Source organism: Inmirania thermothiophila (genome assembly GCF_003751635.1).
In the GTDB taxonomy this organism is placed as follows: Bacteria; Pseudomonadota; Gammaproteobacteria; order DSM-100275; family DSM-100275; genus Inmirania; species Inmirania thermothiophila.
In genome coordinates this window covers 332351-359014 of the sequence record NZ_RJVI01000002.1, presented here as the reverse complement: position 1 = coordinate 359014, position 26664 = coordinate 332351, and the positions used below count along the sequence as shown (strand labels likewise).

Here is a 26664-nt window from a genome sequence, read left to right as displayed (position 1 = left end):
CCCCGCCTCAGCCGTGCCGGCGCTCGAACTCCGCCATGTAGTCGATGAGGGCGTCCACCCCCGCCTCCGGCATGGCGTTGTACAGGCTCGCCCGCATCCCCCCCACCGAGCGGTGGCCCTTGAGGGTGCTGAGCCCGGCCTCGGCCGCCCCTTCCAGGAACGCGCCGTCGAGCTCGGGCCGGGCGAGGGTGAAGGGGACGTTCATCCAGGACCGGCAGGCCGGGTCCACCGGGTTGTGGTAGAAGTCGGAGCCGTCGATGAAGGCGTAGAGCTTCTCGGCCTTGCGCCGGTTGCGCTCGGCCATGGCCGCGAGCCCGCCCTGGTCGCGGATCCACTTGAAGACCAGCCCCGCCACGTACCAGGCGAAGGTGGGCGGGGTGTTGGCCATGGAGCCGGCCTCGGCGTGGGTGCGGTAGTCGAGCATGGAGGGGACGCCGGGCCCGGCATGGCCCACCAGGTCCTCGCGCACGATGACGAGGGTCAGCCCCGCCGGGCCGATGTTCTTCTGCGCCCCGGCGTAGATGAGCCCGAAGCGCTCCACCTCCAGCGGGCGCGAGAGGATGGTGGAGGACATGTCCGCCACCAGCGGCACGTCGCCCGTGTCGGGCACCCAGTGGAACTCCACGCCCCCGATGGTCTCGTTGGGGGTGTAGTGGACGTAGGCGGCATCGGGGTCGAGGCGCCACTCGGCCTGGGGCGGGATGGTGGTGAAGCGGCTCGCCTCGCTGCTCGCGGCGACGTTGACCTCGCAGAAGCGGCGCGCCTCCTTGATCGCCTTGGTGGACCAGGAGCCGGTGTTGACGTAGTCCGCCTTGCCCTTGCCGCGCAGGAGGTTGAGGGGCACCATGGCGAACTGCAGCGACGCCCCGCCCTGCAGGAACAGCACCTCGTAGTGCTCGGGGATCCCCGCCAGCGCGCGCAGCTCGGCCTCGGCCTCCTCGGCGATGGCGACGAAGGCCTTGCCCCGGTGGCTCATCTCCATCACCGACATGCCGGTGCCGCGCCAGTCCAGCAGCTCCTCGCGCACCTGCTCGAGCACCGGCTCCGGCAGCATCGCCGGGCCGGCGCTGAAGTTGTAGACGCGGCTCACGATCCGTCCTCCTCGTCCTCGGAATTGCCGTTCTCGGCCACGGGCTCGATCTCCACCAGCCGCTCGCCCTCGCCGAGCTGGATCAGGCGCACCCCCTGGGTGTTGCGGCCCAGGACGGGGATCTCGGCGACGCGGGTGCGCACCAGGGTGCCGCGGTCGCTGATGAGCATCACCTCGTCCTCGTCCTGGACCAGGGCGGCGCCGACGACGCGCCCGTTGCGCCCCTCGGTGCGGATGCTGATCACCCCCTTGCCGCCGCGCCCCTTGCGCGGGTAGTCCTCGGCCGGGGTGCGCTTGCCGTAGCCGCGCTCGGTGGCGGTGAGCACGGTCCCGGGACCGACGATGACCAGCGCCACCACCTGCTCGCCCTCGCCGAGGCGCAGGCCGATGACGCCCGAGGCGCCGCGCCCCATGGGCCGGACCTCGGACTCGTGGAAGCGGATGGCCTTGCCGGCGTCGCTCACCAGCAGGACCTCCCGGTCGCCGTCGGTGAGGGCCACGTCCACGAGGCGGTCGCCCTCGCGCAGGCCGATGGCGATGATGCCGGCGCTGCGCGGGCGCGAGAAGGCCTCCAGCGGCGTCTTCTTGACGAGGCCGGCGGCGGTGGCCATGAGCACGTAGCGCCCCTCGTCGAAACCGCGCACGGGCAGGACGGCGTGGATGCGCTCGCCCGCCTCCAGGGGCAGCAGGTTCACCAGCGGCCTGCCCCGCGACTGCCGCCCGCCGGCCGGGATCTGGTAGACCTTGAGCCAGTACATGCGCCCGCGGTTGCTGAAGCAGAGCAGCGTGTCGTGGGTGTTGGCGACGAAGAGGCGCTGGACGAAGTCCTCCTCCTTGACCCGCGTCGCCGCGCGCCCCCGGCCGCCGCGCCGCTGCGCCCGGTACTCGTCGAGGGGCTGGATCTTGGCGTAGCCCAGGTGCGAGACGGTCACCACCACGTCCTCGGGGGCGATGAGGTCCTCGATGTCGAGCTCCTGGTGGTCGGCCACGATCTCGCTGCGCCGGGCATCGCCGTAGCGCGCCTTGAGCTCCAGCAGCTCCTCGCGGATCACGGCCATGAGCCGGTCGGGGTCCTCGAGGATGGCGAGGAGGTCGCGGATGGTGTCGATGAGCCCCTTGTACTCGTCGACGATCTTCTCCTGCTCGAGGCCGGTGAGCCGGTGCAGGCGCAGGTCCAGGATCGCCTGCGCCTGGGCCTCGGAGAGGCGGTAGCCGTCGGCGCCGAGCCCGAGCCCGTCCTCGAGGTCGGCCGGGCGCGTCAGTTCCGCCCCCGCGCGCGCGAGCAGCGCGGTCACCACCCCCGGCGCCCAGCTCCGCGCAAGCAGCGCCGCCTTGGCCTCCGCAGGGCTCGGCGAGGCCTTGATGAGGGCGATGACCTCGTCGATGTTGGCGAGCGCCACCGCCAGCCCCTCGAGGATGTGGGCCCGCTCGCGCGCCTTGCGCAGCTCGAAGACGGTGCGCCGCGTCACCACCTCGCGGCGATGGCGCAGGAAGGCCTCGAGCAGCTCGCGCAGGTTGAGCAGCCGCGGCTGCCCGTCCACCAGCGCCACCATGTTGACGCCGAAGACGGTCTGGAGCTGGGTGTGGTGGTAGAGGTTGTTGAGCAGGACCTCGGCGTTCTCGCCCCGCTTGACCTCGATGACGACCCGCAGCCCCTCCTTGTCGGACTCGTCGCGCAGCTCGGCGATGCCCTCGATCCTCTTCTCCCGCACCAGCTCGGCGATGCGCTCGATCAGCCGCGCCTTGTTGACCTGGTACGGGATCTCGGTGACGACGATGGCCTCGCGCCCGGAGCGCGCCTCCTCGATGTGGCAGCGGGCGCGCACGACGATGCGGCCGCGGCCGGTGCGGTAGGCCTCCTCGATGCCCCGCCGGCCGCAGATGATGCCGGCGGTGGGGAAGTCCGGCCCGGGCACGTGCGCCATGAGGGCCTCGACGTCGGCCTCGGGGTCGTCGATGAGGGCGACGCAGGCGTCGACGATCTCGCCCAGGTTGTGGGGCGGGATGTTGGTGGCCATGCCGACGGCGATGCCCGCCGCGCCGTTGACCAGCAGGTTGGGCACCCGGCTCGGCAGCACCGAGGGCTCGGTCTCGGACTCGTCGTAGTTGGGGACGAAGTCCACCGTCTCCTTGTCGATGTCGGCGAGCAGCTCGTGGGCGATGCGCGCCATGCGCACCTCGGTGTAGCGCATCGCCGCAGGCGCATCGCCGTCGATGGAGCCGAAGTTGCCCTGCCCGTCGACCAGGGGGTAGCGCATGGAGAAGGGCTGGGCCATGCGCACGATGGTGTCGTAGACGGCGGCGTCGCCGTGGGGGTGGTACTTGCCGATGACGTCGCCGACGATGCGGGCCGACTTCTTGTAGGGCTTGTTCCAGTCGTTGCCGAGCTCGCTCATCGCGTAGAGGACGCGGCGATGAACGGGCTTGAGGCCGTCGCGGACGTCGGGCAGCGCCCGCCCCACGATCACGCTCATGGCGTAATCGAGGTAGGAGCGCTGCATCTCCTCCTCGAGATCGACGGGGACGATCTCGCGTGCGGTCTCGCTCATGCGGGTACCCGTGCTCGTGCGCGCGCCAGGGCGCGGAACCGGCCGAAAAAATCCGCCTCATTCTAGCACGGGAAGGCGCCCCTCCGCCGGTCGCGCGGGGGCGGACGGGCTCAGCCGAGCAGCCGCGCGATGCCCTCGCGGTCCGGGCGCTCGAGGGCGCCGCGCTCGGTCACGAGCACGTCCACCAGCCCCGCCGGGGTGACGTCGAAGACCGGATTCCAGGCCCCCGCCCCCTGCGGCGCCACGCGCCTGCCCGCGGCCGTGAGGACCTCGTCCGCGGCGCGGGTCTCGATCGGGATCGCGCCGCCGTCGGCGATCCCCGGGTCGATGGTGGAGGTGGGCGCCACCACCATGAAGCGCACGCCGTGATGGCGCGCCAGCACCGCCAGGCCGTAGGTGCCGATCTTGTTGGCGACGTCGCCGTTGGCGGCGATGCGGTCGGCGCCGACGACCACCCACCGAACCCGCCCCGCGGCCAGGAGCGCCGCCGCGGCGGCGTCGGCGATGAGCCGCACCGGGATGCCCTCGCGCACCAGCTCCCACGCCGTCAGCCGCGCCCCCTGAAGCCACGGCCGGGTCTCGTCGGCGAAGACCTCGCGGATGCGTCCCTGGCGCCAGGCGGTGCGGATCACGCCGAGCGCGGTGCCGTGCCCCCCGGTGGCCAGGGCGCCGGTGTTGCAGTGTGTGAGCACGGCGCTGCCCGGCTCGATGAAGGCCGCGCCCAGCTCGCCCATGCGCCGGTTGGCGGCGACGTCCTCCTCGTGGATGGCGCGGGCCTCTGCCTCGAGCCGCGCCGGCGCCTCGGCGTCGTCGGCCTGCGCGGCGACGCGGCGCATGCGCGCCAGGGCCCAGAAGAGGTTCACCGCCGTCGGCCGCGCCGCGGCCAGGCGGTCGAGATCGGCGGCGAAGCCCTCGCGCCAGCGCGCCGGATCCTGCGCCTGCCGCGCCCGCACCGCGAGCACCGCGCCGTAGGCCGCGGCGACCCCGATGGCGGGGGCCCCGCGCACCACCATGTCGCGGATCGCCGCCGCCGTCTCCTCCGCGGTGCGGCAGACCACGTAGCGCTCCTCGTGCGGCAGCAGCCGCTGATCCAGCAGCCGCAGCCCGTCGTCCGTCCATCGCACCGCCTGGACCGGCTCCGCCCCGGGGCTCGTCCCCATCGCGCGCACCCTCCTGCCGTGACCCGCGGATGATGGCAGATCCGCCCCGCCGCTGTCTCCCCGCCCTACCCCGGCGCCGCCCCTCTCCGCTATCCTTGACGATCCCGGCAGGCCAGCCCAGGAGGCCCCCGTGTCCGCCAACCCCGCCGCCCCGTCCCCGGTCGACTACCTCGTGCGCGCGCGCTGGATCGTGCCGGTGGAGCCGGAAGGGGCGGTGCTGGAGGACCACGCGGTGGCGGTGGGGGCGGGACGGATCGTCGCGGTGGAGCCGTGGTCGGCTCTGCGCCCGCGCCACCCGGAGGCGGCGGTGATCGAGCGCCCGCGCCACGTCCTCATCCCGGGCCTGGTCAACGCCCACACCCACGCCGCGATGACGCTGCTGCGCGGGCTCGCCGACGACCTGCCGCTCATGACCTGGCTGCAGGAGCACATCTGGCCGGCGGAGGCGCGCTGGGTGGGCGAGGCCTTCGTCCACGACGGCACCCTCCACGCCGTCGCCGAGATGCTGCGCGGCGGCGTCACCTGCTTCAACGACATGTACTTCTTCCCCGAGGTGACCGCGCGCGTCGCCGCCGAGGCCGGGCTGCGCGCGGTGGTGGGCCTGATCGTGATCGACTTCCCCTCGGCCTGGGCCCGCAACGCCGACGAGTACCTGGCCAAGGGGCTGGAGCTGCACGACGCCTGGCGCAACCACCCCCTGATCCGCACCGCGCTGGCGCCCCACGCCCCCTACACCGTGGCCGACGCCGCCCTGGAGCGCGTGCGCGTGCTCGCGGACGAGCTGGAGATCCCGGTCCACATCCACGTCCACGAGACCGCCGAGGAGGTGGCGCGCGCGGTGGCCGAGACCGGCGAGCGCCCCCTCGCCCGCCTCGACCGCCTGGGCCTGGTCTCGCCCGCGCTGCTCGCCGTCCATGCCACGCAACTGACGCCAGCCGAGATCGCGCGCCTGGCCGACGCCGGCGCCCACGTCGTCCACTGCCCCGAGTCCAACCTCAAGCTGGCGAGCGGCTTCTGCCCGGTGCAGGCGCTGGCGGAGGCGGGCGTCGGTCTCGCCCTCGGCACCGACGGCGCCGCCAGCAACAACGACCTCGACCTGCTCGGCGAGATGCGCACCGCGGCGCTGCTGGCGAAGGCGGTGGCGGGCCGCGCCGATGCCCTGCCCGCGGCGCGGGTGCTCGCCGCGGCCACCCTCGGCGGCGCCCGTGCCCTCGGCCTCGAGGCCGAGATCGGCTCGCTGGTTCCGGGCAAGGCCGCCGACCTGGTGGCGGTGGACCTCGGCGCCCCCGAGACCCAGCCGGTCTACGACGTCATCTCCCAGCTCGTCTACGCCGCCGGGCGCGAGCAGGTCACCGACGTCTGGGTCGCCGGCCGCCCGCTTCTGCGCGACCGCGTCCTGCTCACCGTGGACGAGGAGGCGATCCTCGTCCGCAGCGCCCAGTGGGCGCGGCGCATCGCCGCGCCGCCCGGGGAGGCCGCCCCATGAGCACGCCCAACCTCGATCCCGCCGAGATCGCCCGCTTCGACGGCTTCGCCGCCCGCTGGTGGGACCCGGACGGGGAGATGCGCGCCCTGCACGCCATGAACCCCGTGCGCCTGGCCTACATCGACCGCCACTGCGCGCTCGCGGGGCGGCGCGTGCTCGACGTGGGCTGCGGCGGCGGCATCCTCGCCGAGGCCATGGCCGGCCTCGGCGCGGAGGTGACGGGGATCGACGCCTCCGCCGAGGCCCTCGCCGTGGCCCGCAGCCACGCCGTCGCCACCGGCGTGCAGGTGCGCTACGAGGAGGCCACGGCCGAGGCCTGGGCGGAGACGCACGCGGGATCCTACGCCGCGGTCACCTGCATGGAGCTGCTCGAGCACGTGCCCGACCCCGCCGGCCTCGTCGCCGCCTGCGCGCGCCTCGCCGCCCCCGGCGGCTGGGTCTTCTTCTCCACCATCAACCGCACGTGGATGGCGCGGGCGCTGGCGATCGGGGCCGCCGAGCACCTCCTCGGCCTCGTTCCCCGCGGCACCCACCGCCACGACCGTTTCGTCCGCCCGTCGGAGCTCGCGGCCTGGGGCCGCGCCGCGGGCCTCGACGCGGTGGACGTCACCGGGGTGGTCTTCGACCCGCTGGCGTGGCGCTTCCGCGAGGCCGCCTGCGTGGAGGTCAACTACATGGCGGCCTTCCGCCGGGAGGCGGCGGCGTGAGGTGGCCGCGGCGCCGCGCGGCGGTGCTCTTCGACCTCGACGGGACCCTGCTGGACACGGCGCCCGACATGGCCCGCGCCCTCAACCGCGTGCTCGCGGAGGAAGGCCGCCCGCCGCTGCCCTTCCCGTGCATCCGCCCCGTGGTCTCCCACGGCGGCATGGCGCTGGTCCGCCTCGGCTTCGGCATCGGCCCCGAGGATCCCGCCTTCGAGCGGCTGCGCCGGCGCTTCCTGGACCACTACGCCGCGGGCCTCAGCCTCGAGACCCGTCTCTTCCCGGGCATGGAGCGCGTGCTCGCGGCGCTGGAGGCGGAGGGGATCCCCTGGGGCGTGGTCACCAACAAGCCGGCCTGGCTCACGGAGCCGCTGCTCGGCGACCTGGGGCTTGCCGGGCGCGCGGCGGTGGTGGTCAGCGGCGACACCCTCGCCGTGCGCAAGCCGGACCCGGCCCCGATCCTCCACGCCCTCGCCCGCGTCGGGGCGGATCCGGCGGCGGCGCTCTACGTCGGGGACGCCGAGCGCGACGTCGCCGCCGGCCGCGCCGCCGGGACCACCACCCTGGTGGCGCTCTTCGGCTACCTGGGTGCGTCGGACCGGCCCGAGACCTGGGGCGCCGACGCCCTCGTGGACGCGCCCGAGGCGATCCTGCCCTGGTGCGGGATCGCCCCCGCCCGCCGCGCCGCGCCCGCGGGCTGAACCCCGCGCTCAGCCGCCGAAGGCGGCGAGGCAGACCCCCATCAGCCCGCCCGGGACGATCCCCAGCACGAGCAGCGCCAGCGCATTGGCGCTCACCAGGAGGCGGGCGTCACCGGCGGCCTGCACGGGGCCGGTCTCCTCGCCCTCCGGGGCGTCGAAGTACATCACCTTCACCACCCGCAGGTAGTAGAAGGCGCCGACCACCGAGAACAGCACCGCCACCACGGCGAGCCACAACATGCCGGCGTCGATGACCGCGCGCAGCACCGTCAGCTTGGCGTAGAAGCCCACCAGGGGCGGCACCCCGGCGAGGGAGAACATCACCAGCAGCGTGAGCGCGGCAACCCAGGGGCTGCGCGCGTTGAGGCCCTTGAAGTCGTCGATGCGGTCGGCCTCGAAGCCCTTGCGGGCGAGCAGCGTGATGATGCCGAAGGCGGCCGCCGCCATGAGGGCGTAGGTGACGGTGTAGAACATGGCCGCGGCGTAGCCCACGCGGCTGCCGGCGAGGATGCCGAGGAGGATGAAGCCGACGTGGGAGATGGTGGAGTAGGCCAGCATGCGCTTGAGGTTGGTCTGCGCGATGGCGACCACGTTGCCCACCGCCATGGAGAGCACCGAGAGGATCACCAGCATCTGCTGCCACTGGGGCAGCATGTCGCCGAGCCCTTCGACGAGGATGCGCACGGTCATGGCGAAGGCGGCGAGCTTGGGCGCCGAACCGAGGTAGAGGGTCACCGCGGTGGGGGCGCCGTGGTAGACGTCGGGGATCCACATGTGGAAGGGCACCGCGCCGAACTTGAAGGCGAGCCCCACGAGGACGAAGGCGAGGCCGAAGGCGAGCACGGTGTCGCCCTCCCCCGCCGCGATCCGCCGCGCCACCTCCGCCAGCTCCAGCGACCCCGTCGCGCCGTAGATCATGGACATGCCGTAGAGGAGCATGCCCGAGGCGATGGCGCCGAGGACGAAGTACTTCATCGCCGCCTCGGAGGCGGCGGCGTCGTCGCGGGCGAAGGCGACCATGGCGTAGAGGCAGAGCGAGAGCAGCTCGAGCCCCAGGTAGAGGGCGAGGAAGCTCTGCCCCGAGATCATCACCATCATCCCCAGGACCCCGAACAGCCCGAGGACGTAGAACTCCCCCTTGAGGAGCTCGCGCCGCGCCAGGTAGTCGCGGGCGTAGAGGAAGGCCCCGGCGGTGACCACGTAGGCCGCCACCTTGAGCGCATCGCCCATGGCGTCGCGCACGAAGTGCCCGGAGAAGGTGACCGTGCGCGCGTCGCCCCCCTGCACCGTGAGCAGCAGCGCCCCCAGGAGCGTGATCTGGGCGAGCAGATAGGCCGGGCCCTGCCCGGTGCCGCGGCGGTAGACCTCGGCCATCAGGGTCACGCAGGCCATGGCGAGAACGAAGATCTCGGGCGCGGCGGGTGCGAGGTCGGGGATCTGGAACGCCATCTGTGCCCTCTCCCGGATGCGGTTCAGAGCTTGCTCGCGAGGATGTACTGGCTCAGGTGCTCGACCGAGGCCGCGAGCACGTCCACCAGCGGCTTCGGATAGACGCCGAGGGCGAGCACGGCCACGGCGAGGCTGCCGAGGACGACGAACTCGCGGGCGCTGAGGTCGCCGAGGGCGGCGACGCGCTCGTTGGCCACCGGCCCGAAGACCACGCGCTTGACCAGCCAGAGGCTGTAGGCCGCACCCAGCACCAGCGTCGTGGCGGCGAGGAAGGCGTACCAGAAGCTCGCCTTGAAGCTCGCCAGCACCACCATGAACTCGCCCACGAAGCCGGAGGTCCCGGGCAGGCCCGAGTTGGCCATGGCGAAGAAGACCATGAAGGTGGCGAAGACCGGCATCACGTTGGCGACCCCGCCGTAGTCGGCGATGCGGCGGCTGTGCATGCGGTCGTAGAGCACGCCGACGCAGAGGAACAGCGCCCCCGAGATGAAGCCGTGGGAGATCATCTGCACCATGGCGCCCTGGATGCCCATGGCCACGCCGCTGTCGAGGCCGCGGGCGACGATGTCGTAGACGATGAAGAAGCCCAGGGTGACGAAGCCCATGTGAGCGATGGAGGAATAGGCGATGAGCTTCTTCATGTCCTCCTGGACCAGCGCCACGAGGCCGATGTAGATCACCGCGATCAGCGACAGCGCGATGACCAGGGCGTCGAGCCGGGCCGCGGCGTCCGGCGCGATGGGCATGGCGAAGCGCAGGAAGCCGTAGCCGCCCATCTTGAGGAGGATCGCGGCGAGGATCACCGACCCCCCCGTGGGCGCCTCCACGTGGGCGTCCGGCAGCCAGGTGTGCACCGGCCACATGGGCACCTTCACCGCGAAGGCGATGAAGAAGGCGAGGAAGATGAGGATCTGCTCCTCGAGGTCCAGCGGCAGGGTGTAGAAACGGGCGATCTCGAAGCTGCCGGCCTTGCCGTAGAGGTAGATCAGGGCCACCAGCATGAAGACCGAGCCGAAGAAGGTGTAGAGGAAGAACTTCAGCGTCGCGTACACCCGGCGCGGCCCGCCCCAGACCCCGATGATGAGGAACATCGGGATCAGCATCGCCTCCCAGAAGACGTAGAAGAGCATCGCGTCCTGGGCCGCGAACACCCCCACCAGCAGCCCGTCCAGGATGAGGAAGGCGGCCATGTACTGCGCCGCCCGCTCGCGGATCACCTCCCAGCCCGCGAGCACCACCAGCACCGTGCTGAAGGTGGTGAGCAGGATCAGCGGCAGCGAGATGCCGTCGATTCCCAGGTAGTACTCGATGTCGAAGGCCTCGATCCACGGCGTGCGCTCGACGAACTGCATCAGGCCGTCGGCGCGGTCGAAGCCGGTCCACAGCGGGATGCCGAGGAGGAAGGTGGCGGCGGCGAAGGCGAACGCCGCGCGCCGCATCAGCGCCGGGCGCTCGTCGCCGATGGCGAGCACCACGCCGCCCCCGACGATGGGCAGCCACACCAGCAGGCTCAGCAACGGAAAGCTCCCCGTCATGCGCGATTCCCCTTGTCCCCTGCGGTCAGGCGAGCACGTACCAGGTCAGCAGCGCCAGCAGCCCGACGATCATGGCGAAGGCGTAGTGGTAGAGGTAGCCGGTCTGGATCCAGCGCAGGACGCCGGCGGCCCAGCCCACGGCACGCGCGCTGCCGTTGACCATCACCCCGTCGATGGTGGTGACGTCGGCGCGCTGCCACAGCCAGCGGCCGATGCCGCGCCCGCCGTCGGCGAAGACCGCCTGGTAGAAGTCGTCGAAGCCGTACTTGTTGACCAGCACCGTGTAGAGGAGCCGGAAGCGCCGGCGCATCGCCTCGGCGAGCCCGGGGTTGACGAGGTAGAGGTACCAGGCCGAGGCCACCCCCGCCATCGCGAGCCAGAACGGCGCCGCGCGGAAGCCGTGCAGGGCGAAGGCCGCCGGACCGTGGAACTCCTCGGCGAGCTCGCGCAGCGCGTCGTGCTCGGGCAGGACCCGGATGGCCTCGCCGAAGTAGCCGCCGAAGAGGATCGGCTCCACCGTCATCCAGCCCGCCACCACCGAGGGCACCGCCAGGGCGATCAGCGGCAGGGTCACCACCGCCGGGCTCTCGTGGAGGTGCTCGCGGGTGTGGGCGTCCATGCGCTCGCTGCCGTGGAAGACCAGGAAGAACATGCGGAAGGTGTAGAAGGCGGTGACGAAGACGCCGCCCAGCACCGCCGCGTAGGCGATCCCCGAGCCCGGCAGCTCCGAGGCCCCCACCGCGGCGATGATGGCGTCCTTGGAGAAGAAGCCGGAGAAGCCCGGAAAGCCGATCAGCGCCAGCGAGCCCACCAGCGCCGTGAGGTAGGTGACAGGCATGTAGCGACGCAGCCCCCCCATGGTGCGCATGTCCTGCTCGTGGTGCATGGCGATGATCACCGAGCCCGCGGCGAGGAAGAGCAGCGCCTTGAAGAAGGCGTGGGTCATGAGGTGGAAGATGGCGACCCCGTAGGCGGAGGCGCCGAGCGCGGTGGCCATGTAGCCGAGCTGCGACAGGGTCGAGTAGGCCACCACGCGCTTGATGTCGTTCTGCACGATGCCGAGCAGGCCCATGAAGAAGGCGGTGATGGCGCCGATGACGAGGATGACGCTGAGCGCGGTCTCGGACAGCTCGTAGAGCGGCGACATGCGCGCCACCATGAAGATGCCCGCGGTGACCATGGTGGCGGCGTGAATGAGGGCCGAGATGGGGGTCGGGCCCTCCATCGAGTCCGGCAGCCACACGTGCAGCGGCACCTGCGCCGACTTCCCCATGGCGCCGATGAAGAGCAGGATGCAGATGAGGGTGACGGCGCTCCAGGTGAATCCGGGCAGGACCTCCACCGTCTCGCCGGCGAGCGCCGGGGCCTTGGCGAAGACCTCCGCGTAGTCGAGGCTGCCGAACCAGTAGAGTACCCCGGCGATGCCGAGGAGGAAGCCGAAGTCGCCCACGCGGTTGACCAGGAAGGCCTTGAGGTTGGCGAAGATCGCCGACTCGCGCGTGTACCAGAAGCCGATGAGGAGATAGGAGACCAGGCCCACCGCCTCCCAGCCGAAGAAGAGCTGGAGGAAGTTGTTGGCCATCACCAGCATCAGCATGGAGAAGGTGAACAGGGCGATGTAGCTGAAGAAGCGGGTGTAGCCCGGGTCGTCGTGCATGTAGCCGATGGTGTAGACGTGCACGCACAGCGAGACGAAGGTCACCACCGCGATCATGAGCGCGGTGAGCCGGTCGACGAGGAAGCCCACCTGCAGCCGCACGCCGTCGGTGACCATCCACGTGTAGACCGTGCCGTCGAAGGCCGGGGCGCCGTCCACCACGTGGTGCTTGAGCACCACCAGCGAGAGGAGGAAGGAGATCGCCACGCCGAGGATGGTCACCGTGTGCGCGCCCGCGCGGCCGATGCGCCAGCCGAACAGCCCCGCGACGATGGCGCCGGCGAGCGGCGCGAGCACGATGCCGAGGTAGACGTTCTCCATCGCTCAGCCCTTCATCAGATCCATGTCTTCGACGTTGATGCTGCGCCGGTTGCGGAACAGCACCACCAGGATCGCCAGCCCGATCGCGGCCTCGGCCGCGGCCACCGTCAGGATGAAGAAGACGAAGACCTGCCCGGCGAGATCCTGGAGGAAGTGGGAGAAGGCGATGAAGTTCATGTTCACCGCCAGCAGCATGAGCTCGATGGACATCAGGAGCACGATCATGTTCTTGCGGTTGAGGAAGATCCCCGCCACCGCGAGCGAGAACAGGATCGCGCCGAGGATGAGGTAGTCGTTGAGGGTGATCATCGTCCGCGCCCCTCCCCCGTCACTGCCGCTTCTCGGCCGGCATGCTCACCAGCCGCACCCGCTCCTCGCGCCGCACCCGCACCTGCCAGGCCGGATCCTGGTAGCGCGTCTCCCCCGGACGCCGGCGCAGGGTGAGGAGGATGGCGGCGACGATGGCCACCAGCAGCACCGCCGAGGCGATCTCGAAGGGGTAGAAGTAGTCGGTGTAGAGCACCGCGCCGAGCTCGCGGGTGTTGGAGTAGTCGGGGCCGTGGCGCAGCGGCAGCTCGGCGGCGGCGCCGAAGCGGCGCGCCCCCACCACCAGGATCATCTCCGCCACCATCGCCGCCGCCACCGCCGCGCCCGCCGGCAGGTAGCGGATGAAGCCCTCGCGCAGCGGCACGAGGTTGATGTCGAGCATCATCACCACGAACAGGAACAGCACCATCACGGCGCCCACGTAGACCAGCACCAGCGTGATGGCGAGGAACTCCGCCTCCAGCAGCAGCCACAGCGCGGCGCTGGTGAAGAAGGCCAGCACCAGGAACATGGCCGCGTGCACGGGGTTGCGCACGGTGATGACCCGGAACGCCGCGAAGACCAGGATTGCGGCGAAGACGTAGAAGACCAGCTTCTCGAAGCCCATGGCGGTGTCCCCGTGCCTCGTTGCGGATCAGCGGTAGGGGGCGTCGGCGGCCTTGTCGGCCGCGATCATCTCCTCGTACTTCTCGCCGATGGCGAGCAGCTTCTCCTTGGTCATGACCTGCTCGCCGCGGCGCTCGAAGTGGTAGTCGAAGATGCGCGTCTCGACGATGGCGTCCACCGGGCACGCCTCCTCGCAGAAGCCGCAGTAGATGCACTTGAAGAGGTCGATGTCGTAGCGGGTGGTGCGCCGGCTGCCGTCGGCGCGCGGCTCGGCCTCGATGGTGATGGCGAGCGCCGGGCAGACCGCCTCGCAGAGCTTGCAGGCGATGCAGCGCTCCTCGCCGTTGGGATAGCGGCGCAGTGCGTGCAGGCCGCGGAAGCGCGGCGACTGCGGCGTCCTCTCGTCCGGGTACTGGACCGTGATCTTGGGCTTGAAGAGGTAGCGCCCGGTCAGGCGCAGCCCCATCCACAGCTCCCACAGGAGGAAGCTCTTGACCCAGTGACGCAGCGCTCCCATGGCCTCGCTCCTCAGTCGAACCAGGGCGGCATGCGCATCACCACCGCCAGGCCCACCACCACGAGCCAGACGATGGTCGCCGGCAGGAACACCTTCCAGCCCAGCCGCATGAGCTGGTCATAGCGGTAGCGCGGGAAGGTGGCGCGCAGCCAGAGGTAGAAGAAGAGGAAGATGCTCGCCTTGGCCAGCAGCCACACCAGCCCCGGCACCCAGGCGAACAGCCCCTCCAGCACCGGGATGCCCTCGAAGGGCGACAGCCAGCCGCCGAGGAACATCAGCGCCGCCAGCATCGAGATGAGGATCATGTTGGCGTACTCGGCGAGGAAGAAGATGGCGAAGGCCATGCCCGAGTACTCCACGTGGAAGCCGGCGACGATCTCCGACTCCCCCTCCGGCAGGTCGAAGGGGGCGCGGTTGGTCTCGGCCACCCCGGAGATGTAGTAGATGACGAACAGCGGCAGCAGCGGCAGCCAGAACCAGTGCCAGATCCCGCCCTGCTGGGCGAGCACGATCTCGCGCAGGTTGATGCTCTGGGCCGCGAGCAGCACCCCCACGAGAGCGAAGCCCATGGCGATCTCGTAGGAGACCATCTGCGCCCCCGAACGCATGGCGCCGAGGAAGGCGTACTTGGAGTTGGAGGCCCACCCCGCCACCAGCACCCCGTAGACCCCGATGGAGGTCAGGGCGAGGATGAAGAGGAGGCTTGCGTCGACGTCCGCGAGCACCAGGTCCTCGCCGAAGGGCACCACCGACCAGGCCGCCAGCGAGGGGCCGATGGAGAGCACCGGGGCGATGAGGAAGAGGTAGCGGTTGGCGTTGGCCGGGATCACCACCTCCTTGAGCAGGAGCTTGAGCGCGTCGGCGATGGGCTGCAGCCAGCCCCGCGGCCCCACCCGGTTGGGCCCGATGCGCACCTGGATGTAGCCGATGATCTTGCGCTCGGCGAAGGTGAGGTAGGCCACCGCCCCCATCAGCGGCAGCACGATGGCGACGATCTTCGCCACCGTCCAGAGCAGGTATTGCAGATCCGCCAGCGTCACCCTCGAGCCCCTCCTCTCACGCCCGCGCGACGCGCACCGGCCCGAACGCCGGGCCGAGCCCCGCCGCCGCCTCGAGCGCCGTCGGGATCCACACGCAGCCGGCCGGCACGCGCTCGTCCACGGCCACCTTCAGGCGCGCCTGCGCCCCGCCCTGCTCCACCGCCACGACCTCGCCCTCGGCCAGGCCCAGGGCCTGCGCCTGCGCCGGCGCCATCACCGCCGCCGCCTCGCGCCGCCCGTCCGGGGTGGCCTGCAGCGCCGCCGCCCGCCGCACCAGGGGGTCGCCGGCATAGGGCGGCACGTCGGCGACGCGCCAGAGCTCCGCCTCGGCGGGCCGCGCCGCCCGCTCCGCCCGCCAGGCCACGGGCCGCGCCTCCCCCGCCGCACGCTCGGCCTCGAGCGCCGCGCGCACCGCCTCCGCCGAGTCCAGCTCGAAGCCCTCGAGGTCGCAGAGGGTGCCCAGGACCCGCAGCACCTTCCAGCCCGGGCGCGCCTCCCCCTTCGGCGGCACGCAGCCGGCGAAGCCCTGCCAGCGCCCTTCGGCGTTGACGTAGGTCCCGGCGGTCTCGGTGTAGGGGGCGATGGGCAGCATCACGTCGGCCAGCCGCTCCAGGTCGGGGCAGCGGAAGGCGGTGAGCGCCACCACGTGCTCGGCCGCCTCCAGCGCCGCCGCCGCCAGCGCCGGGTCGGCGCAGTCGCGGGTCGGCTCCACCCCGAGCAGGAGGTAGCCCCGCCGCGGCTCGGCCAGCATGGCGCGGGCGTTGCGCCCGGGGGCGGCGAGGATCGCCCCCCGCGGCCCCCGGTGCGGCACCGCGCCCGCGATCCAGGCCCCGACCCCGTTGCCCCCCTCGGGGAGGAAGCCGAGGGTCGCCCCCGTGGCCTCGGCCACCACCGCCGCCAGCATGCGCAGCAGGCCGAAGTCGGGGTGCATGAAGGCGAGGGGGCCGAGCACCACGAGGGCACGCCCGGCCGCGGCGAGCGCCGCCGCCACCGCCCGCTCCGCCTCCCCGGGGGCGGCACCGCCCAGCAGCCCCGCAAGCCCCGCCGGAGGCTCCCGTCCTGCGGCCTCGCAGGCCGCCGCGGCCACCGCCGCAAGCCGCCGCACCATCCCCGCCGGGTCGGCCACCAGCCGATGGGCGAGGGGGAAGTGGAACTCGAAGTCGAGCGGGTTGAGCACCGCGATCCGCGCCCCGGCGAGCGCCGCCTTGCGCAGGCGCAGCCCCGCGATGGGCTGCTCCTTGCGGACCCAGGAGCCCACCAGCAGGGCCGCCTCGAGCCGCTCGAGATCGGCCACCCCCATCCCCAGGAGCGGGGCCTCGGGGTCGTCGCCGTCGCAGGAGAAGTCGAGCTGGCGCAGGCGGTGGTCGACGTTGCCGCAGCCGAGCCCGCGCGCGAGGCGCTGGGCCAGGTAGAGCTCCTCCAGGGTCGCCGTGGGCGAGACCAGCACCCCGAGGGCGTCCCCGCCGTGGGCCTCCACCGTCCCGCGCAGGGCGCGCGCCGCCCGCTCCAGGGCCTCCTCCCAGCCCGCGCGGCGCCAGACCCCGTCCTCCTTGACCATGGGCTCGGTGAGCCGGTCGGGGCTGTGGACGCCCTCGTAGCTGAAGCGGTCGCGGTCCGAGAGCCAGCACTCGTTGATGGCCTCGTTCTCGCGCGGCACCACGCGCAGGACCACGCCGCGGCGGCTGTGCACGTGCAGGTTCGAGCCGATGCAGTCGTGCGGCGCGACGGCGTCGTGCTCCACGAGCTCCCACGGGCGGGCGCGGAAGCGGAAGGGCTTGGAGGTGAGCGCCCCCACCGGGCAGAGGTCGATGACGTTGCCGGACAGCTCCGAGGCCACCGCGCGGGCGACGTAGGTGCCGATGCGGGTGTGCTCGCCGCGCCCGGTGGCGCCGAGTTCGCGCACGCCGGCGATCTCCTCGCCGAAGCGCACGCAGCGCGTGCAGTGGATGCAGCGCGTCATCTCGGTGGCGATGAGCGAGCCGAGATCGGGGTCCGGGACCACGCGCTTGGGCAGGTCGTAGCGCGAGTCGTCGAGGCCGTAGCCCATGGAGAGGTCCTGCAGCTCGCACTCGCCGCCCTGGTCGCAAATGGGGCAGTCCAGGGGATGGTTGATGAGGAGGAACTCGAGCACCGCGCGCTGCGCGGCAATGGCCTTGGGCGAGCGCGTGTGCACCTTCATGCCGTCGGTGATCGGCGTGGCGCAGGCCGGCACCGGCTTCGGCATGCGCTCCACCTCCACCAGGCACATGCGGCAGTTGGCCGCCACCGAAAGCTTCTTGTGGTAGCAGAAGCGCGGGATCACGATGCCCGCGGCGTCGGCGGCCTGGATCAGCATGGCGCCGCGCGGGGCCTCGATGCGCCGCCCGTCGATCTCGATCTCGACCCGGTCCGCGGGCCGCTGCTCAGGACTCGTCGCCATCTCCCCCGCCCCTATGCGTGGCCGTCGCCCACCGGACACCGCCCGTGCTCGATGTGGTAGGCGAACTCGTCGCGGAAGTGCTGGATGAAGCTGCGCACCGGCATCGCCGCGGCGTCGCCCAGGGCGCAGATGGTGCGGCCCTGGATGTTGGCGGCGACGCTGTCGAGAAGCTCCAGGTCCTCGGGCCGGCCCTCGCCGTGGAGGATGCGATGGACCACGCGGGCCAGCCAGCCCGTGCCCTCGCGGCACGGGGTGCACTGGCCGCAGGACTCCTCGTAGTAGAAATGCGAGATGCGCGCCAGCACGCGGACCATGCAGGTGGTCTCGTCCATGACGATGACCGAGCCGGCGCCGAGCATGGAGCCGGCCTTGGCGAGGCTGTCGTAGTCCATGGTGAGGTCCATCATGACCTCGCCCGGCAGCACCGGCGTCGACGATCCCCCCGGGATCACCGCCTTGAGCCTGCGCCCCTTCCAGACCCCGCCGGCCATCTCCAGCAGCTCGCGGAACGGGATCCCGAGCGGGACCTCGTAGTTGCCGGGACGCTCCACGTGGCCGGAGACGCTGAAGATCTTGGTGCCGCCCGCGTTCTCGGTGCCGAGGGCGAGGAACCACTCGGCCCCCTTCTCGAGGATCACCGGCACCGAGGCCAGCGACTCGGTGTTGTTGATGGTGGTGGGCCGGCCGTAGAGGCCGTACTGGGCCGGGAACGGCGGCTTGTAGCGGGGCTGGCCCTTCTTGCCCTCGATGGACTCGAGCAGCGCCGTCTCCTCGCCGCAGATGTAGGCGCCTGCGCCGAGATGGGTGTGGATCTCGAAGTCGAAGCCGGATCCCAGGATGTCGCGCCCGAGATAGCCCGCCTCGCGGGCCTCGGCGAGGGCCTGCTCGAAGCGCTCGTAGGGCTCCCAGAACTCGCCGCGGATGTAGTTGTAGCCGGCGGTCGCGCCCATGGCGTAGCCGGCGATGATCATGCCCTCGACGAGCTGGTGCGGGTTGAAGCGCAGGATGTCGCGGTCCTTGCAGGTGCCGGGCTCACCCTCGTCGGAGTTGCAGACCAGGTACTTCGGCCCGGGGGCGTTGCGCGGCATGAAGCTCCACTTGATGCCGGTGGGGAAGCCGGCGCCACCCCGCCCGCGCAGGGCCGACTTCTTCAGCTCCTCGATGATCTGCTCCGGCGGCGTCTTCTCGCGCAGGATGCGCTCGAGCACCTGATAGCCGCCGACGCTGCGGTAGGCCTCCAGCGTCCAGGGCCGCTCGAGATGGAGCGTGCGGTAGCAGACTTCGTTGGCCATCGGCCCCTACTCCAGCTCGTCCAGGATGCGGTCCACCTTCTCCGGCGTGAGGTGCTCCTCGTAGCGCCGGCCCACCTGCATCACCGGCGCGGCGGCGCAGGCGCCGAGGCACTCCACCTCCTTGAGGGTGATGCGCCCGTCGGGCGTCGTCTCGCCGAGGCCGATGCCGAGCCGCTCCTTGAGGCGCGCCACGATCTCGTCCGAGCCGCGCAGCATGCACGAGATGTTGGTGCAGACGCAGAGCTTGTGCCGCCCCACCGGCTCGAGCTCGTACATGGAGTAGAAGGTGGCCACCTCGTAGACGGCGATGGGCGGCATGTCCAGGTAGTCGGCGACGGCGTCCATGAGCTCGGTGGTCAGCCAGCCGCCGTTGGCGTCCTGGACGATGCGCAGCGCCGCCATCACCGCCGAGCGCTTCTGCTCCGGCGGATACTTGGCGATCCAGCGGTCGATCTCGGCCCGGGCCTCGGGCGGGATCCGCTCGCTCTTCCTCTGGGGCATCACCGGTCGATCTCCCCGAAGACGATGTCCATGGTGCCGATGATGGCGACGACGTCGGCCAGCATGTGCCCGCGGGCCATCTCGTCCATGGCCGCAAGATGGGCGAAGCCGGGGGCGCGGATCTTGAGCCGGTAGGGCTTGTTGGCGCCGTCGGAGACGAGGTAGATCCCGAACTCGCCCTTGGGGTGCTCCACCGCGGCATAGGCCTCGCCCTCGGGCACGCAGTAGCCCTCGGTGGCGAGCTTGAAGTGGTGGATCAGGGCCTCCATGCTGGTTTTCATCTCCGCCCGCGGCGGCGGCGCCACCTTGTGGTCGTGCAGCATCACCGGGCCGGGATTGCGGCGCAGCCAGTCCACGCACTGGCGGATGATGCGGTTGGACTGGCGCATCTCCTCGACGCGCACCAGGTAGCGGTCGTAGCAGTCGCCGTTGACCCCCACCGGGACGTCGAACTCGAGCCGGTCGTAGACCTCGTAGGGCTGCTTCTTGCGCAGGTCCCAGGCCACCCCCGAGCCGCGCAGCATCGGCCCCGAGAAGCCGAGCTCGATGGCGCGCTCGGGCTCCACCACGCCGATGCCCACCGTGCGCTGCTTCCAGATGCGGTTGTCGGTGAGCAGCGTCTCGTACTCGTCGACGTGCTTCGGGAAGCGCTCGGTGAAGTCCTCGATGAAGTCCAGGAGCGAGCCCTGGCGGTTGCGGTTGAGCCGCTCGCAATCCTTCTCGTCGTGCCACTTGGAGGGCCGGTACTGCGGCATGCGGTCGGGCAGGTCGCGGTAGACGCCGCCCGGGCGGAAGTAGGTGGCGTGCATGCGCGCGCCCGAGACCGCCTCGTAGGCGTCGACGAGATCCTCGCGCTCGCGGAAGCAGTAGAGGAAGACGGTCATCGCGCCGATGTCCAGCGCGTGCGCCCCGAGCCACAGCAGGTGGTTGAGGATGCGCGTGATCTCCGCGAACATCACGCGGATGTACTGGGCGCGGATGGGCGGCTCGATCCCCAGCAGCTTCTCGATGGCGAGCACGTAGGCGTGCTCGTTGCACATCATCGAGACGTAGTCGAGCCGGTCCATGTAGCCGATGCTCTGGTTGTAGACCTTCGTCTCGGCCAGCTTCTCGGTGGCGCGGTGCAGCAGCCCGATGTGGGGATCGGCGCGCTGCACCACCTCGCCGTCCATCTCCAGCACCAGGCGCAGCACGCCGTGCGCGGCCGGGTGCTGCGGGCCGAAGTTCACCGTGTAGTTGCGGATCTCTGCCATCGCCCTCTCCGCGCCCTCAGCCCTCGCCGCCCTCGCCCGCGGCCCGCCCGCGCCCGACGTAGCGGGCGTCGTGCCGGATCACCCGCGGCACCAGGATGCGGGGCTCGATGCTCACCGGCTCGTAGACCACGCGCCCCTTCTCGGCGTCGTAGCGCATCTCCACGTGCCCCCACAGCGGGAAGTCCTTGCGGAAGGGATGCCCCACGAAGCCGTAGTCGGTGAGGATGCGCCGCAGGTCCGGATGGCCCTCGAAGACGATGCCGTAGAGGTCGAAGGCCTCGCGCTCGTACCAGTTGGCCGAGGGCCAGACGTCCACCACCGAGGGCATGCGCGGGAAGTCGTCGTCGCGGCAGAAGGCGCGCATGCGCAGCCTGCGGTTGTGCTCGTGGGAGAGCAGGTGATAGACCACCGCGAAGCGCCCGGGAAACCGCGCCTGCCGCTCGGCGAAGCCGGCGCCGTCGCGGCGCGCGCCGCGGCTGAAGCCGCCCCGCCGCTCGGTGTGCGCATCCCATTCCGCCCGCCCGTAGGCGCCGTAGTCCACGCCGCACAGATCCACCAGCTGGTGAAAGCCCAGGGCCTCGCGCAGCCGCCGCCCCGTCTCCGGCACCCGCTCCGGGGCGACCTCGAGGGTGACCTCGCCGAGGCGCACCGTGCAGCCCTCGATGGCCTCGCCCAGCACCTCGCGAAGCTCCGCCGCCAATGCCTCTGCCCTCTCCGCCATCGGTCGCGCCCTCACCTCGCGATGGTGTTGGTGTTGCGGATCTTGTTCTGGAGCTGGATGATCCCGTAGAGCAGCGCCTCGGCCGTCGGCGGGCAGCCCGGCACGTAGATGTCCACCGGCACGATGCGGTCGCAGCCCCGCACCACCGCGTAGGAGTAGTGGTAGTAGCCGCCGCCGTTGGCGCACGAGCCCATGGAGATCACCCAGCGCGGCTCCGCCATCTGGTCGTAGACCTTGCGCAGCGCCGGGGCCATCTTGTTGGTCAGGGTGCCGGCGACGATCATCACGTCCGACTGGCGCGGGCTCGGCCGGAAGATGACGCCGAAGCGGTCGAGGTCGTAGCGCGAGGCGCCGGCGTGCATCATCTCCACCGCGCAGCAGGCGAGCCCGAAGGTCATGGGCCAGAGCGACCCGGTGCGCGCCCAGTTGATGACCTTGTCCGCGGTGGTGGTGATCACCCCGCGCTCGAGGATGCCTTCGATGCCCATTGCCTCAGCCTCTCTGCGGCCGCACGCCGCGCCCGCTCACTCCCACTCCAGCGCCCCCTTCCTCCACTCGTAGAGGAAGCCGATCACGAGGACGCCGAGGAAGACCATCATGGCGAGGAAGCCGAACATGCCGATCTTCTGGAGCACCACCGCCCACGGGAAGAGGAAGGCGATCTCCAGGTCGAAGATGATGAAGAGGATGGCCACGAGGTAGTAGCGCACGTCGAACCTCATGCGCGAGTCCTCGAAGGCCTCGAAGCCGCACTCGTAGGGGGAGAGCTTCTCGGGATCCGGGCGGTGGGGGCCGAGCATGGCGCCCATGGCCAGGGGCACCACGCCCACGGCGATGCCCACGAGGACGAAGATCAGGACCGGCAGGTACTCTTGCAGCATCGTCCCCCCCTGTTCCCGGCGCGAAGGCGGCCGCGGTTATAGGCTTCTAAAATCTGGTTATCCAGCCCGCCGCCCGCGTCCGCCGCCTGGCGCGCAAAAGCAAGAGGGCGGCACCGCCTCGCGCGGCGCCGCCCTCTCGCGTTCCGGAAGATGGTGCCGAAGGCCGGACTCGAACCGGCACGGCTTGCGCCACCGCCCCCTCAAGACGGCGTGTCTACCAATTCCACCACTTCGGCAGCAACGGGCGCGTATGTTACCCGAGCCGGCGCCGATCGCAAGTCCCGGCATGGGCACCTTCGGTCACTCCGCCGGCGGCAGCTGCGGCTGCCCGGGCGCGGCGGGCGCCTGCGGCGCCGGCTGCACCCGCTCCACCACACTCGCCGGTGCCCGCTGCCCCGAGGAGAGGTAGGCGAGGGCGAGGCTGTTGATGAAGAAGAGCGTCGCCAGCACCGCCGTGGTGCGGGTCAGGAACGAGGCCGAGCCCCGCGCCCCGAAGACCGTGGCCGACGCGCCGGCGCCGAAGGCCGCGCCCGCGTCCGCCCCCCGACCGTGCTGGAGCAGCACCAGCGCGATGATCCCGATCGAGAGCAGCACCTGGGCGACGAGGAGGATGGTCTGCAGCATCAGCGCTCCACCTTGGCCGCGGCGGCCTCCGCGGCCGCCCGCGCGATCGCGAGGAAGTCGTCCACCTTGAGCGAGGCCCCGCCGATGAGGCCGCCGTCGATGTCGGGCTGGGCGAAGAGCTCCGCCGCGTTGCCCGGCTTGACGCTGCCGCCGTAGAGGATGCGCAGGGCGGCGGCGATTGTAGCATCCTGTTGGGCGATGCGCGCGCGCAGGAAGGCGTGCACCTCCTGGGCCTGCCCGGGGGTGGCGGTGTGCCCGGTGCCGATGGCCCACACCGGCTCGTAGGCGATGACCGCCCCGGCCAGCCCCTGCACCCCCTCCAGGGCAAGGACCGCATCCAGCTGCCGCGCCACCACCGCCTCGGTCTCGCCGCGCTCGCGCTCCTCCAGGGTCTCGCCCACGCACAGCACCGGCACGAGACCGTGGCGGCGGGCGGCGGCGAACTTGCGCGCGGTGAGGGCGTCGTCCTCGCCGTAGATGTGGCGCCGCTCCGAGTGGCCGACGATGACGTAGCGGCAGCCCACCTCCGCGAGCATCGCCCCCGAGACCTCGCCGGTGAAGGCGCCCTCGTCCTGGTCGCAGACGTCCTGGGCGCCGAGGGCGACCCCGCCGCCGGCGAGCAGGGTGTGCGCCTGCTCCAGGTAGACGTAGGGCGGGCAGACCGCGAGCTCCACCGGCCCCACCGCCGCCGCCCCCTCGCGCACCCCGGTGCAGAGGGTGCGCACCAGCTCGCGGCTGCCGTGCATCTTCCAGTTGCCCGCCACCAGCATCCTTCTCATGCCCGCCTCCTTCGCAAACCCGTGCCGGCCCCCGCGTCCCGGCGGCCCCAAAGCCTAGCGACAAGCCCCTTGCCGATCAACGCGTTCCCCATACCGATGCGCAAGCCCCCCCATAGAAACGGCTGATGGAAACCGCAGATGCGGCCCCGCCGCGCTGACAGCGGCCCCGCCCTCGGGTAGGCTTGCGCCTTCGCGTCGATCGGGAGGTCCCAGGCCCCATGGGCGCCAGACGCCTGCGCCGGGAGGAGGTGCGGCCCGAGGTCCCGGAGCACCTCCTCCCCTTCGAGGACACCGGCGAGCTCGCGCCGCAGCCCCACCCGCCCGGGGTGGAGCGGGCCGCGGCCGCCCTCGACCTCGCCCTCGCCCTGCCCGGCGGCGGCCACGCCGTCGTCCTCGGCGCGCCCGGCAGCGGCCGCCGCGCCCTCGCCCTCGCCCGGGCGCGGGCCTGGGCTCAGGCCCGCCCGGCGCCCCCCGACCGCATCTACCTCGCCGATCCCGAGGACCCCTGGCAGCTGCGCGCCTTCACCCTCGCCCCGGGCCGCGCCCCGGCGCTCGCGGCCGACCTCGCCGCCCTCGCCGCCCGCCTCGACGAGCTCGGCGCCGACGCCGCCGCCGAGGCCGCGCGCATCGGCCTCGCCCACGGGGGCGATGAGCCCCTCGCCCGTCATCTCGCGGCGCTCGCCCGCGCCGCGCGCACGGCCGAGGAGCCCGCGCGGCTGCTGCGTCCGGCGGTGCTCGCCAGCGGCACCGCCGCACCGGTGGTGCTGGAGCCCGACCCCGCGCCCGGCGCCCTCCTCGGCGAGCTGCGCTGCACGCTGCTCGGCGGCAGCCTCGTCGCCGGCCCCGCGCTGGTGCGCCCGGGCGCGCTCCATCGCGCCAACGGCGGCTGCCTGGTCGTCGACGCCGGCCGCGTCCGCGCGGCCGGCGCCTGGGAGGCGCTGCTCGCGGCCCTCGACGACGGCGCCGTGCGCCCCCTGCCGCCGCAGACCCCGGGGGCGCCGCCCGTGGCCGCCGAGCCGGTTCCGCTGGCGCTGCGGGTGATCCTGGTGGCCGAGCGGGACCTCTACCACGAGCTCGCCGCGTCGGACCCCGTGTTCGCGCGCCTCTTCGGTATCGTCGCCGACATCCGGGAGCGGCTGCCCCTGGCCGAGGCGGCGCTGCCGGCGGCCCGCCATCTCGCCCACATCGCCCGCAGCCGCGGCATGCCGCCGCTGCACCGCGGCGCCGTGGCGCGCATCCTCGAGGAGGGCCTGCGGGCGGCGGAGGACGCCGGCCGCGTCTGGCTCGAGGCCGCGGCCCTCGCCCAGCTCGCCGCCGAGGCGGGCCATGCCGCCATCGGCCGCGGCGCGCCGCGCGTCGAGGCCGGCGACGTGGAGGCGGCGCTCGCGGCGCGCCGCGCGCGCACCGCCCGCTACGCCGAGGAGGTCCGCGACGACATCGCCAGCGGCGTGGTGCGCATCGAGACCGAGGGCAGACGCGTCGGCCAGGTCAACGGGCTCACCGTGGTGGAGCTCGGCCCCTTCGGCTTCGCCCAGCCGGTCCGCATCACCGCCACCGCCCGCGTCGGCGAGGGCGAGGTCATCGACATCGAGCGCGAGGCCGACCTCGGCGGCCCCGGCCACACCAAGGGCGTGCTCATCCTCGCCCACTTCCTCGCCCAGCGCTATGCGACCGAGCGGCCCCTGTCGCTGCACGCCAGCATCGCCTCGGAGCAGAGCCACGCCTGGATCGACGGCGACTCGGCCTCGCTCGCCGAGCTCTGCGCCCTGCTCTCGGCGCTCGCCGACCTGCCCCTGCGCCAGGACCTCGCGGTCACCGGCGCCGTCGACCAGCTCGGCTGGGTCCAGGCGGTGGGCGGCGTCAACGACAAGGTGGAGGCCTTCTTCGAGGTCTGCGCCCTGCGCGGGCTCAGCGGCGGCCAGGGCGTGGTGCTGCCGGCCGCCAACGCCGCCCACCTGGTGCTGCGCCGGGAGGTGGCCGAGGCGGTGGCGGCGGGGCGCTTCCACGTCCATGCGGTGGAGACCGTGGACGACGCCATGGAGCTCCTCACCGGCGTGCGCGCCGGGCGCCGCCGGCGCAACGGCCGCTTCCCGGAGGGCAGCATCAACCGCCGCGTGGAGGACCGCCTGCTGGAGCTCGCCCGCCGCCGCCAGGCCGCAGGCGAGGCCGCCGAGCGGGGCGGCCGCGACGGGCGCTGAGGCGGCCCCCCGCGGGGGCGTGCTAGAATCGGCCGCCCCATGGACGCCACCGCTCACAGCGACCTGCCGCCCGACCTGCTCGCCGGTCGCGTCGTCCTCGTCACCGGCGCCGGCGGCGCCCTGGGCGGCGCCGTCGCCCGCTGCGCGGCGGCCTGCGGCGCCACCGTGATCCTCACCGACCGGCGCATCCGCCCCCTCGAGCGGGTCTACGACGAGATCACCGCCGCCGGCCACCCCGAGCCCGTGATCCACGGCTTCGACCTCGAGGGCGCCGGCCCCGACGACTACACGGGCTTCGCCGCCGCCGTCGCGGAGAACCTGGGCCGGCTCGACGCCCTCGTCCACATCGCCGCCCTCCTCGGCGCCATCTGCCCGGTGGAGCATTTCAACGTCGAGCTCTGGCACCGGGTGATGCAGGTCAACCTCAACGGCCCCTTCCTCCTCACGCGGGCGTGCCTGCCGCTGCTGCGCCGGGCCCCGGAGGGGCGCCTGCTCTTCGTCGGCGACGCCACCGGACGCCACGGCAAGGCCTACTGGGGGGCCTACGCCGTGAGCAAGGCCGGCCTCGAGGGGCTCATGCAGGTGCTCGCCGACGAGCTCGAGAACAGCACCGTGCGGGTGGCCAGCATCGATCCCGGCGTCTTCCGCAGCGGCCTGCGCCAGCAGGTCTTCCCCTTCGAGGACCCGGCCGCGCTGCGTCCGCCGCAGGAGGTGGCGCCGGCCATCGTCCGCCTCCTGGGCCCTGCCGGGGCGGAGGCCCACGGCCGCGCCCTCGCCCTCTGAGCCCTGCGGCCGCCCGGCGACGGCTTGCCGCCGCGGCGGCGTCGGCCTGCCGGCGCCCGCCGGCGCAGGAACTT

Annotated in this window: 24 protein-coding genes and 1 tRNA gene; 5 read left to right on the top strand and 20 right to left on the bottom strand. The window is 72.4% G+C overall.

The features are described 5' to 3' along the window. Positions 1-7: 7 nt before the first annotated feature. The 3 genes from serC to mtnA all read right to left on the bottom strand — a co-directional run bounded on the left by serC (position 8) and on the right by mtnA (position 4799). Positions 8-1090, bottom strand: a complete 1083-nt coding sequence (gene serC, locus EDC57_RS07420) for a 3-phosphoserine/phosphohydroxythreonine transaminase (protein WP_123401247.1) — start codon at positions 1088-1090, stop codon at positions 8-10. Next, positions 1087-3639 carry a DNA gyrase subunit A gene (gene gyrA, locus EDC57_RS07415; protein WP_123401246.1) on the bottom strand — a complete coding sequence of 851 codons (2553 nt, stop codon included), beginning with the start codon at positions 3637-3639 and terminating at the stop codon, positions 1087-1089. The genes serC and gyrA overlap by 4 nt, the downstream gene beginning before the upstream one ends. Positions 3640-3749: 110 nt before the next feature. Next, positions 3750-4799, bottom strand: coding sequence for an S-methyl-5-thioribose-1-phosphate isomerase (gene mtnA, locus EDC57_RS07410; RefSeq protein WP_123401245.1), 1050 nt, complete (start codon positions 4797-4799; stop codon positions 3750-3752). A 130-nt stretch (positions 4800-4929) separates the two neighbouring features. Here mtnA and EDC57_RS07405 point away from each other — a divergent pair, with 130 nt between their 5' ends. From EDC57_RS07405 to gph, 3 genes are read left to right on the top strand one after another with little or no spacing between them, the layout of a single operon-like run. Then, entirely contained in the window at positions 4930-6285 is a 1356-nt protein-coding gene (locus tag EDC57_RS07405; RefSeq protein ID WP_123401244.1) for a TRZ/ATZ family hydrolase, read from the top strand. Further along, the gene (gene ubiG / locus EDC57_RS07400) at positions 6282-6992 is read left to right on the top strand and encodes a bifunctional 2-polyprenyl-6-hydroxyphenol methylase/3-demethylubiquinol 3-O-methyltransferase UbiG (RefSeq protein WP_123401844.1); all 711 of its coding nucleotides are present in this window, start codon (positions 6282-6284) and stop codon (positions 6990-6992) included. Before EDC57_RS07405 ends, ubiG begins: the two co-directional genes overlap by 4 nt. Continuing rightward, positions 6989-7687, top strand: a complete 699-nt coding sequence (gene gph, locus EDC57_RS07395) for a phosphoglycolate phosphatase (protein ID WP_281272255.1) — start codon at positions 6989-6991, stop codon at positions 7685-7687. Before ubiG ends, gph begins: the two co-directional genes overlap by 4 nt. 9 nt (positions 7688-7696) lie before the next feature. On the opposite strand, the gene nuoN is transcribed toward gph, so the two are convergent. The 17 genes from nuoN to tpiA form a co-directional block, all read right to left on the bottom strand. Beyond that, the gene (gene nuoN / locus EDC57_RS07390; RefSeq protein ID WP_123401243.1) at positions 7697-9136 is read right to left on the bottom strand and encodes an NADH-quinone oxidoreductase subunit NuoN; all 1440 of its coding nucleotides are present in this window, start codon (positions 9134-9136) and stop codon (positions 7697-7699) included. A gap of 23 nt (positions 9137-9159) precedes the next feature. After that, positions 9160-10671, bottom strand: a complete 1512-nt coding sequence (locus EDC57_RS07385) for an NADH-quinone oxidoreductase subunit M (protein ID WP_123401242.1) — start codon at positions 10669-10671, stop codon at positions 9160-9162. Between the two features lie 25 nt (positions 10672-10696). Then, a complete protein-coding gene (nuoL, locus tag EDC57_RS07380; RefSeq protein WP_123401241.1) occupies positions 10697-12649 on the bottom strand; it encodes an NADH-quinone oxidoreductase subunit L in 1953 nt (650 codons plus the stop codon). A gap of 3 nt (positions 12650-12652) precedes the next feature. Then, the gene (gene nuoK / locus EDC57_RS07375) at positions 12653-12958 is read right to left on the bottom strand and encodes an NADH-quinone oxidoreductase subunit NuoK (protein WP_123401240.1); all 306 of its coding nucleotides are present in this window, start codon (positions 12956-12958) and stop codon (positions 12653-12655) included. A 19-nt stretch (positions 12959-12977) separates the two neighbouring features. Next, entirely contained in the window at positions 12978-13583 is a 606-nt protein-coding gene (locus EDC57_RS07370; protein ID WP_123401239.1) for an NADH-quinone oxidoreductase subunit J, read from the bottom strand. A gap of 27 nt (positions 13584-13610) precedes the next feature. Then, positions 13611-14099 carry an NADH-quinone oxidoreductase subunit NuoI gene (gene nuoI / locus EDC57_RS07365; protein WP_123401238.1) on the bottom strand — a complete coding sequence of 163 codons (489 nt, stop codon included), beginning with the start codon at positions 14097-14099 and terminating at the stop codon, positions 13611-13613. Between the two features lie 11 nt (positions 14100-14110). Then, positions 14111-15133, bottom strand: a complete 1023-nt coding sequence (gene nuoH, locus EDC57_RS07360) for an NADH-quinone oxidoreductase subunit NuoH (RefSeq protein ID WP_123401842.1) — start codon at positions 15131-15133, stop codon at positions 14111-14113. Between the two features lie 22 nt (positions 15134-15155). Further along, positions 15156-17558, bottom strand: a complete 2403-nt coding sequence (nuoG, locus tag EDC57_RS07355; RefSeq protein ID WP_123401237.1) for an NADH-quinone oxidoreductase subunit NuoG — start codon at positions 17556-17558, stop codon at positions 15156-15158. 11 nt (positions 17559-17569) lie between these two features. Next, positions 17570-18850 (bottom strand): NADH-quinone oxidoreductase subunit NuoF, encoded by a 1281-nt coding sequence (gene nuoF / locus EDC57_RS07350; RefSeq protein ID WP_123401236.1) that lies wholly within the window; start codon positions 18848-18850, stop codon positions 17570-17572. A 6-nt stretch (positions 18851-18856) separates the two neighbouring features. Beyond that, the gene (gene nuoE, locus EDC57_RS07345; RefSeq protein ID WP_123401841.1) at positions 18857-19351 is read right to left on the bottom strand and encodes an NADH-quinone oxidoreductase subunit NuoE; all 495 of its coding nucleotides are present in this window, start codon (positions 19349-19351) and stop codon (positions 18857-18859) included. Then, on the bottom strand, positions 19351-20604 hold the full coding sequence (locus EDC57_RS07340) for an NADH-quinone oxidoreductase subunit D (protein WP_123401235.1): 1254 nt from the start codon (positions 20602-20604) through the stop codon (positions 19351-19353). Before EDC57_RS07340 ends, nuoE begins: the two co-directional genes overlap by 1 nt. Positions 20605-20620: 16 nt before the next feature. After that, positions 20621-21325 carry an NADH-quinone oxidoreductase subunit C gene (locus tag EDC57_RS07335; RefSeq protein ID WP_123401234.1) on the bottom strand — a complete coding sequence of 235 codons (705 nt, stop codon included), beginning with the start codon at positions 21323-21325 and terminating at the stop codon, positions 20621-20623. A gap of 11 nt (positions 21326-21336) precedes the next feature. After that, positions 21337-21813, bottom strand: a complete 477-nt coding sequence (locus tag EDC57_RS07330; protein WP_123401233.1) for a NuoB/complex I 20 kDa subunit family protein — start codon at positions 21811-21813, stop codon at positions 21337-21339. A 36-nt stretch (positions 21814-21849) separates the two neighbouring features. Then, positions 21850-22206 carry an NADH-quinone oxidoreductase subunit A gene (locus tag EDC57_RS07325; RefSeq protein WP_123401232.1) on the bottom strand — a complete coding sequence of 119 codons (357 nt, stop codon included), beginning with the start codon at positions 22204-22206 and terminating at the stop codon, positions 21850-21852. A gap of 151 nt (positions 22207-22357) precedes the next feature. Next, positions 22358-22442, bottom strand: a tRNA-Leu gene (locus tag EDC57_RS07320). 64 nt (positions 22443-22506) lie between these two features. Continuing rightward, positions 22507-22830: a preprotein translocase subunit SecG gene (secG, locus tag EDC57_RS07315; protein ID WP_123401231.1), complete on the bottom strand. Its 324-nt coding sequence runs from the start codon at positions 22828-22830 to the stop codon at positions 22507-22509. Beyond that, complete coding sequence (gene tpiA, locus EDC57_RS07310) at positions 22830-23609, bottom strand: triose-phosphate isomerase (protein ID WP_123401230.1); 780 nt, start codon at positions 23607-23609, stop codon at positions 22830-22832. Before tpiA ends, secG begins: the two co-directional genes overlap by 1 nt. A gap of 218 nt (positions 23610-23827) precedes the next feature. On the opposite strand from tpiA, the gene EDC57_RS07300 reads away from it, so the two are divergent. Together EDC57_RS07300 and EDC57_RS07295 are read left to right on the top strand one after the other, a co-directional pair. Then, positions 23828-25807, top strand: a complete 1980-nt coding sequence (locus tag EDC57_RS07300) for an AAA family ATPase (RefSeq protein ID WP_123401228.1) — start codon at positions 23828-23830, stop codon at positions 25805-25807. A 39-nt stretch (positions 25808-25846) separates the two neighbouring features. Then, positions 25847-26590: an SDR family NAD(P)-dependent oxidoreductase gene (locus EDC57_RS07295; protein ID WP_123401227.1), complete on the top strand. Its 744-nt coding sequence runs from the start codon at positions 25847-25849 to the stop codon at positions 26588-26590. Positions 26591-26664 lie beyond the last annotated feature (74 nt).

Coding starts and splice junctions, on each gene's coding strand:
- nuoL (WP_123401241.1), bottom strand. CDS start 12,649: ATGGAGAACGTCTACCTCGGCATCGTGCTCGCGCCGCTCGCCGGCGCC.
- gyrA (WP_123401246.1), bottom strand. CDS start 3,639: ATGAGCGAGACCGCACGCGAGATCGTCCCCGTCGATCTCGAGGAGGAG.
- nuoE (WP_123401841.1), bottom strand. CDS start 19,351: ATGCCCCAGAGGAAGAGCGAGCGGATCCCGCCCGAGGCCCGGGCCGAG.
- EDC57_RS07330 (WP_123401233.1), bottom strand. CDS start 21,813: ATGGGCATCGAAGGCATCCTCGAGCGCGGGGTGATCACCACCACCGCG.
- nuoG (WP_123401237.1), bottom strand. CDS start 17,558: ATGGCGACGAGTCCTGAGCAGCGGCCCGCGGACCGGGTCGAGATCGAG.
- EDC57_RS07335 (WP_123401234.1), bottom strand. CDS start 21,325: ATGGCGGAGAGGGCAGAGGCATTGGCGGCGGAGCTTCGCGAGGTGCTG.
- secG (WP_123401231.1), bottom strand. CDS start 22,830: ATGCTGCAGACCATCCTCCTCGTCGCCCAGGTGCTGCTCTCGATCGGG.
- EDC57_RS07385 (WP_123401242.1), bottom strand. CDS start 10,671: ATGACGGGGAGCTTTCCGTTGCTGAGCCTGCTGGTGTGGCTGCCCATC.
- nuoK (WP_123401240.1), bottom strand. CDS start 12,958: ATGATCACCCTCAACGACTACCTCATCCTCGGCGCGATCCTGTTCTCG.
- ubiG (WP_123401844.1), top strand. CDS start 6,282: ATGAGCACGCCCAACCTCGATCCCGCCGAGATCGCCCGCTTCGACGGC.
- nuoI (WP_123401238.1), bottom strand. CDS start 14,099: ATGGGAGCGCTGCGTCACTGGGTCAAGAGCTTCCTCCTGTGGGAGCTG.
- mtnA (WP_123401245.1), bottom strand. CDS start 4,799: ATGGGGACGAGCCCCGGGGCGGAGCCGGTCCAGGCGGTGCGATGGACG.
- EDC57_RS07295 (WP_123401227.1), top strand. CDS start 25,847: ATGGACGCCACCGCTCACAGCGACCTGCCGCCCGACCTGCTCGCCGGT.
- EDC57_RS07325 (WP_123401232.1), bottom strand. CDS start 22,206: ATGCTGCAAGAGTACCTGCCGGTCCTGATCTTCGTCCTCGTGGGCATC.
- EDC57_RS07340 (WP_123401235.1), bottom strand. CDS start 20,604: ATGGCAGAGATCCGCAACTACACGGTGAACTTCGGCCCGCAGCACCCG.
- nuoF (WP_123401236.1), bottom strand. CDS start 18,850: ATGGCCAACGAAGTCTGCTACCGCACGCTCCATCTCGAGCGGCCCTGG.
- EDC57_RS07370 (WP_123401239.1), bottom strand. CDS start 13,583: ATGGGCTTCGAGAAGCTGGTCTTCTACGTCTTCGCCGCAATCCTGGTC.
- EDC57_RS07300 (WP_123401228.1), top strand. CDS start 23,828: ATGGGCGCCAGACGCCTGCGCCGGGAGGAGGTGCGGCCCGAGGTCCCG.
- nuoN (WP_123401243.1), bottom strand. CDS start 9,136: ATGGCGTTCCAGATCCCCGACCTCGCACCCGCCGCGCCCGAGATCTTC.
- tpiA (WP_123401230.1), bottom strand. CDS start 23,609: ATGAGAAGGATGCTGGTGGCGGGCAACTGGAAGATGCACGGCAGCCGC.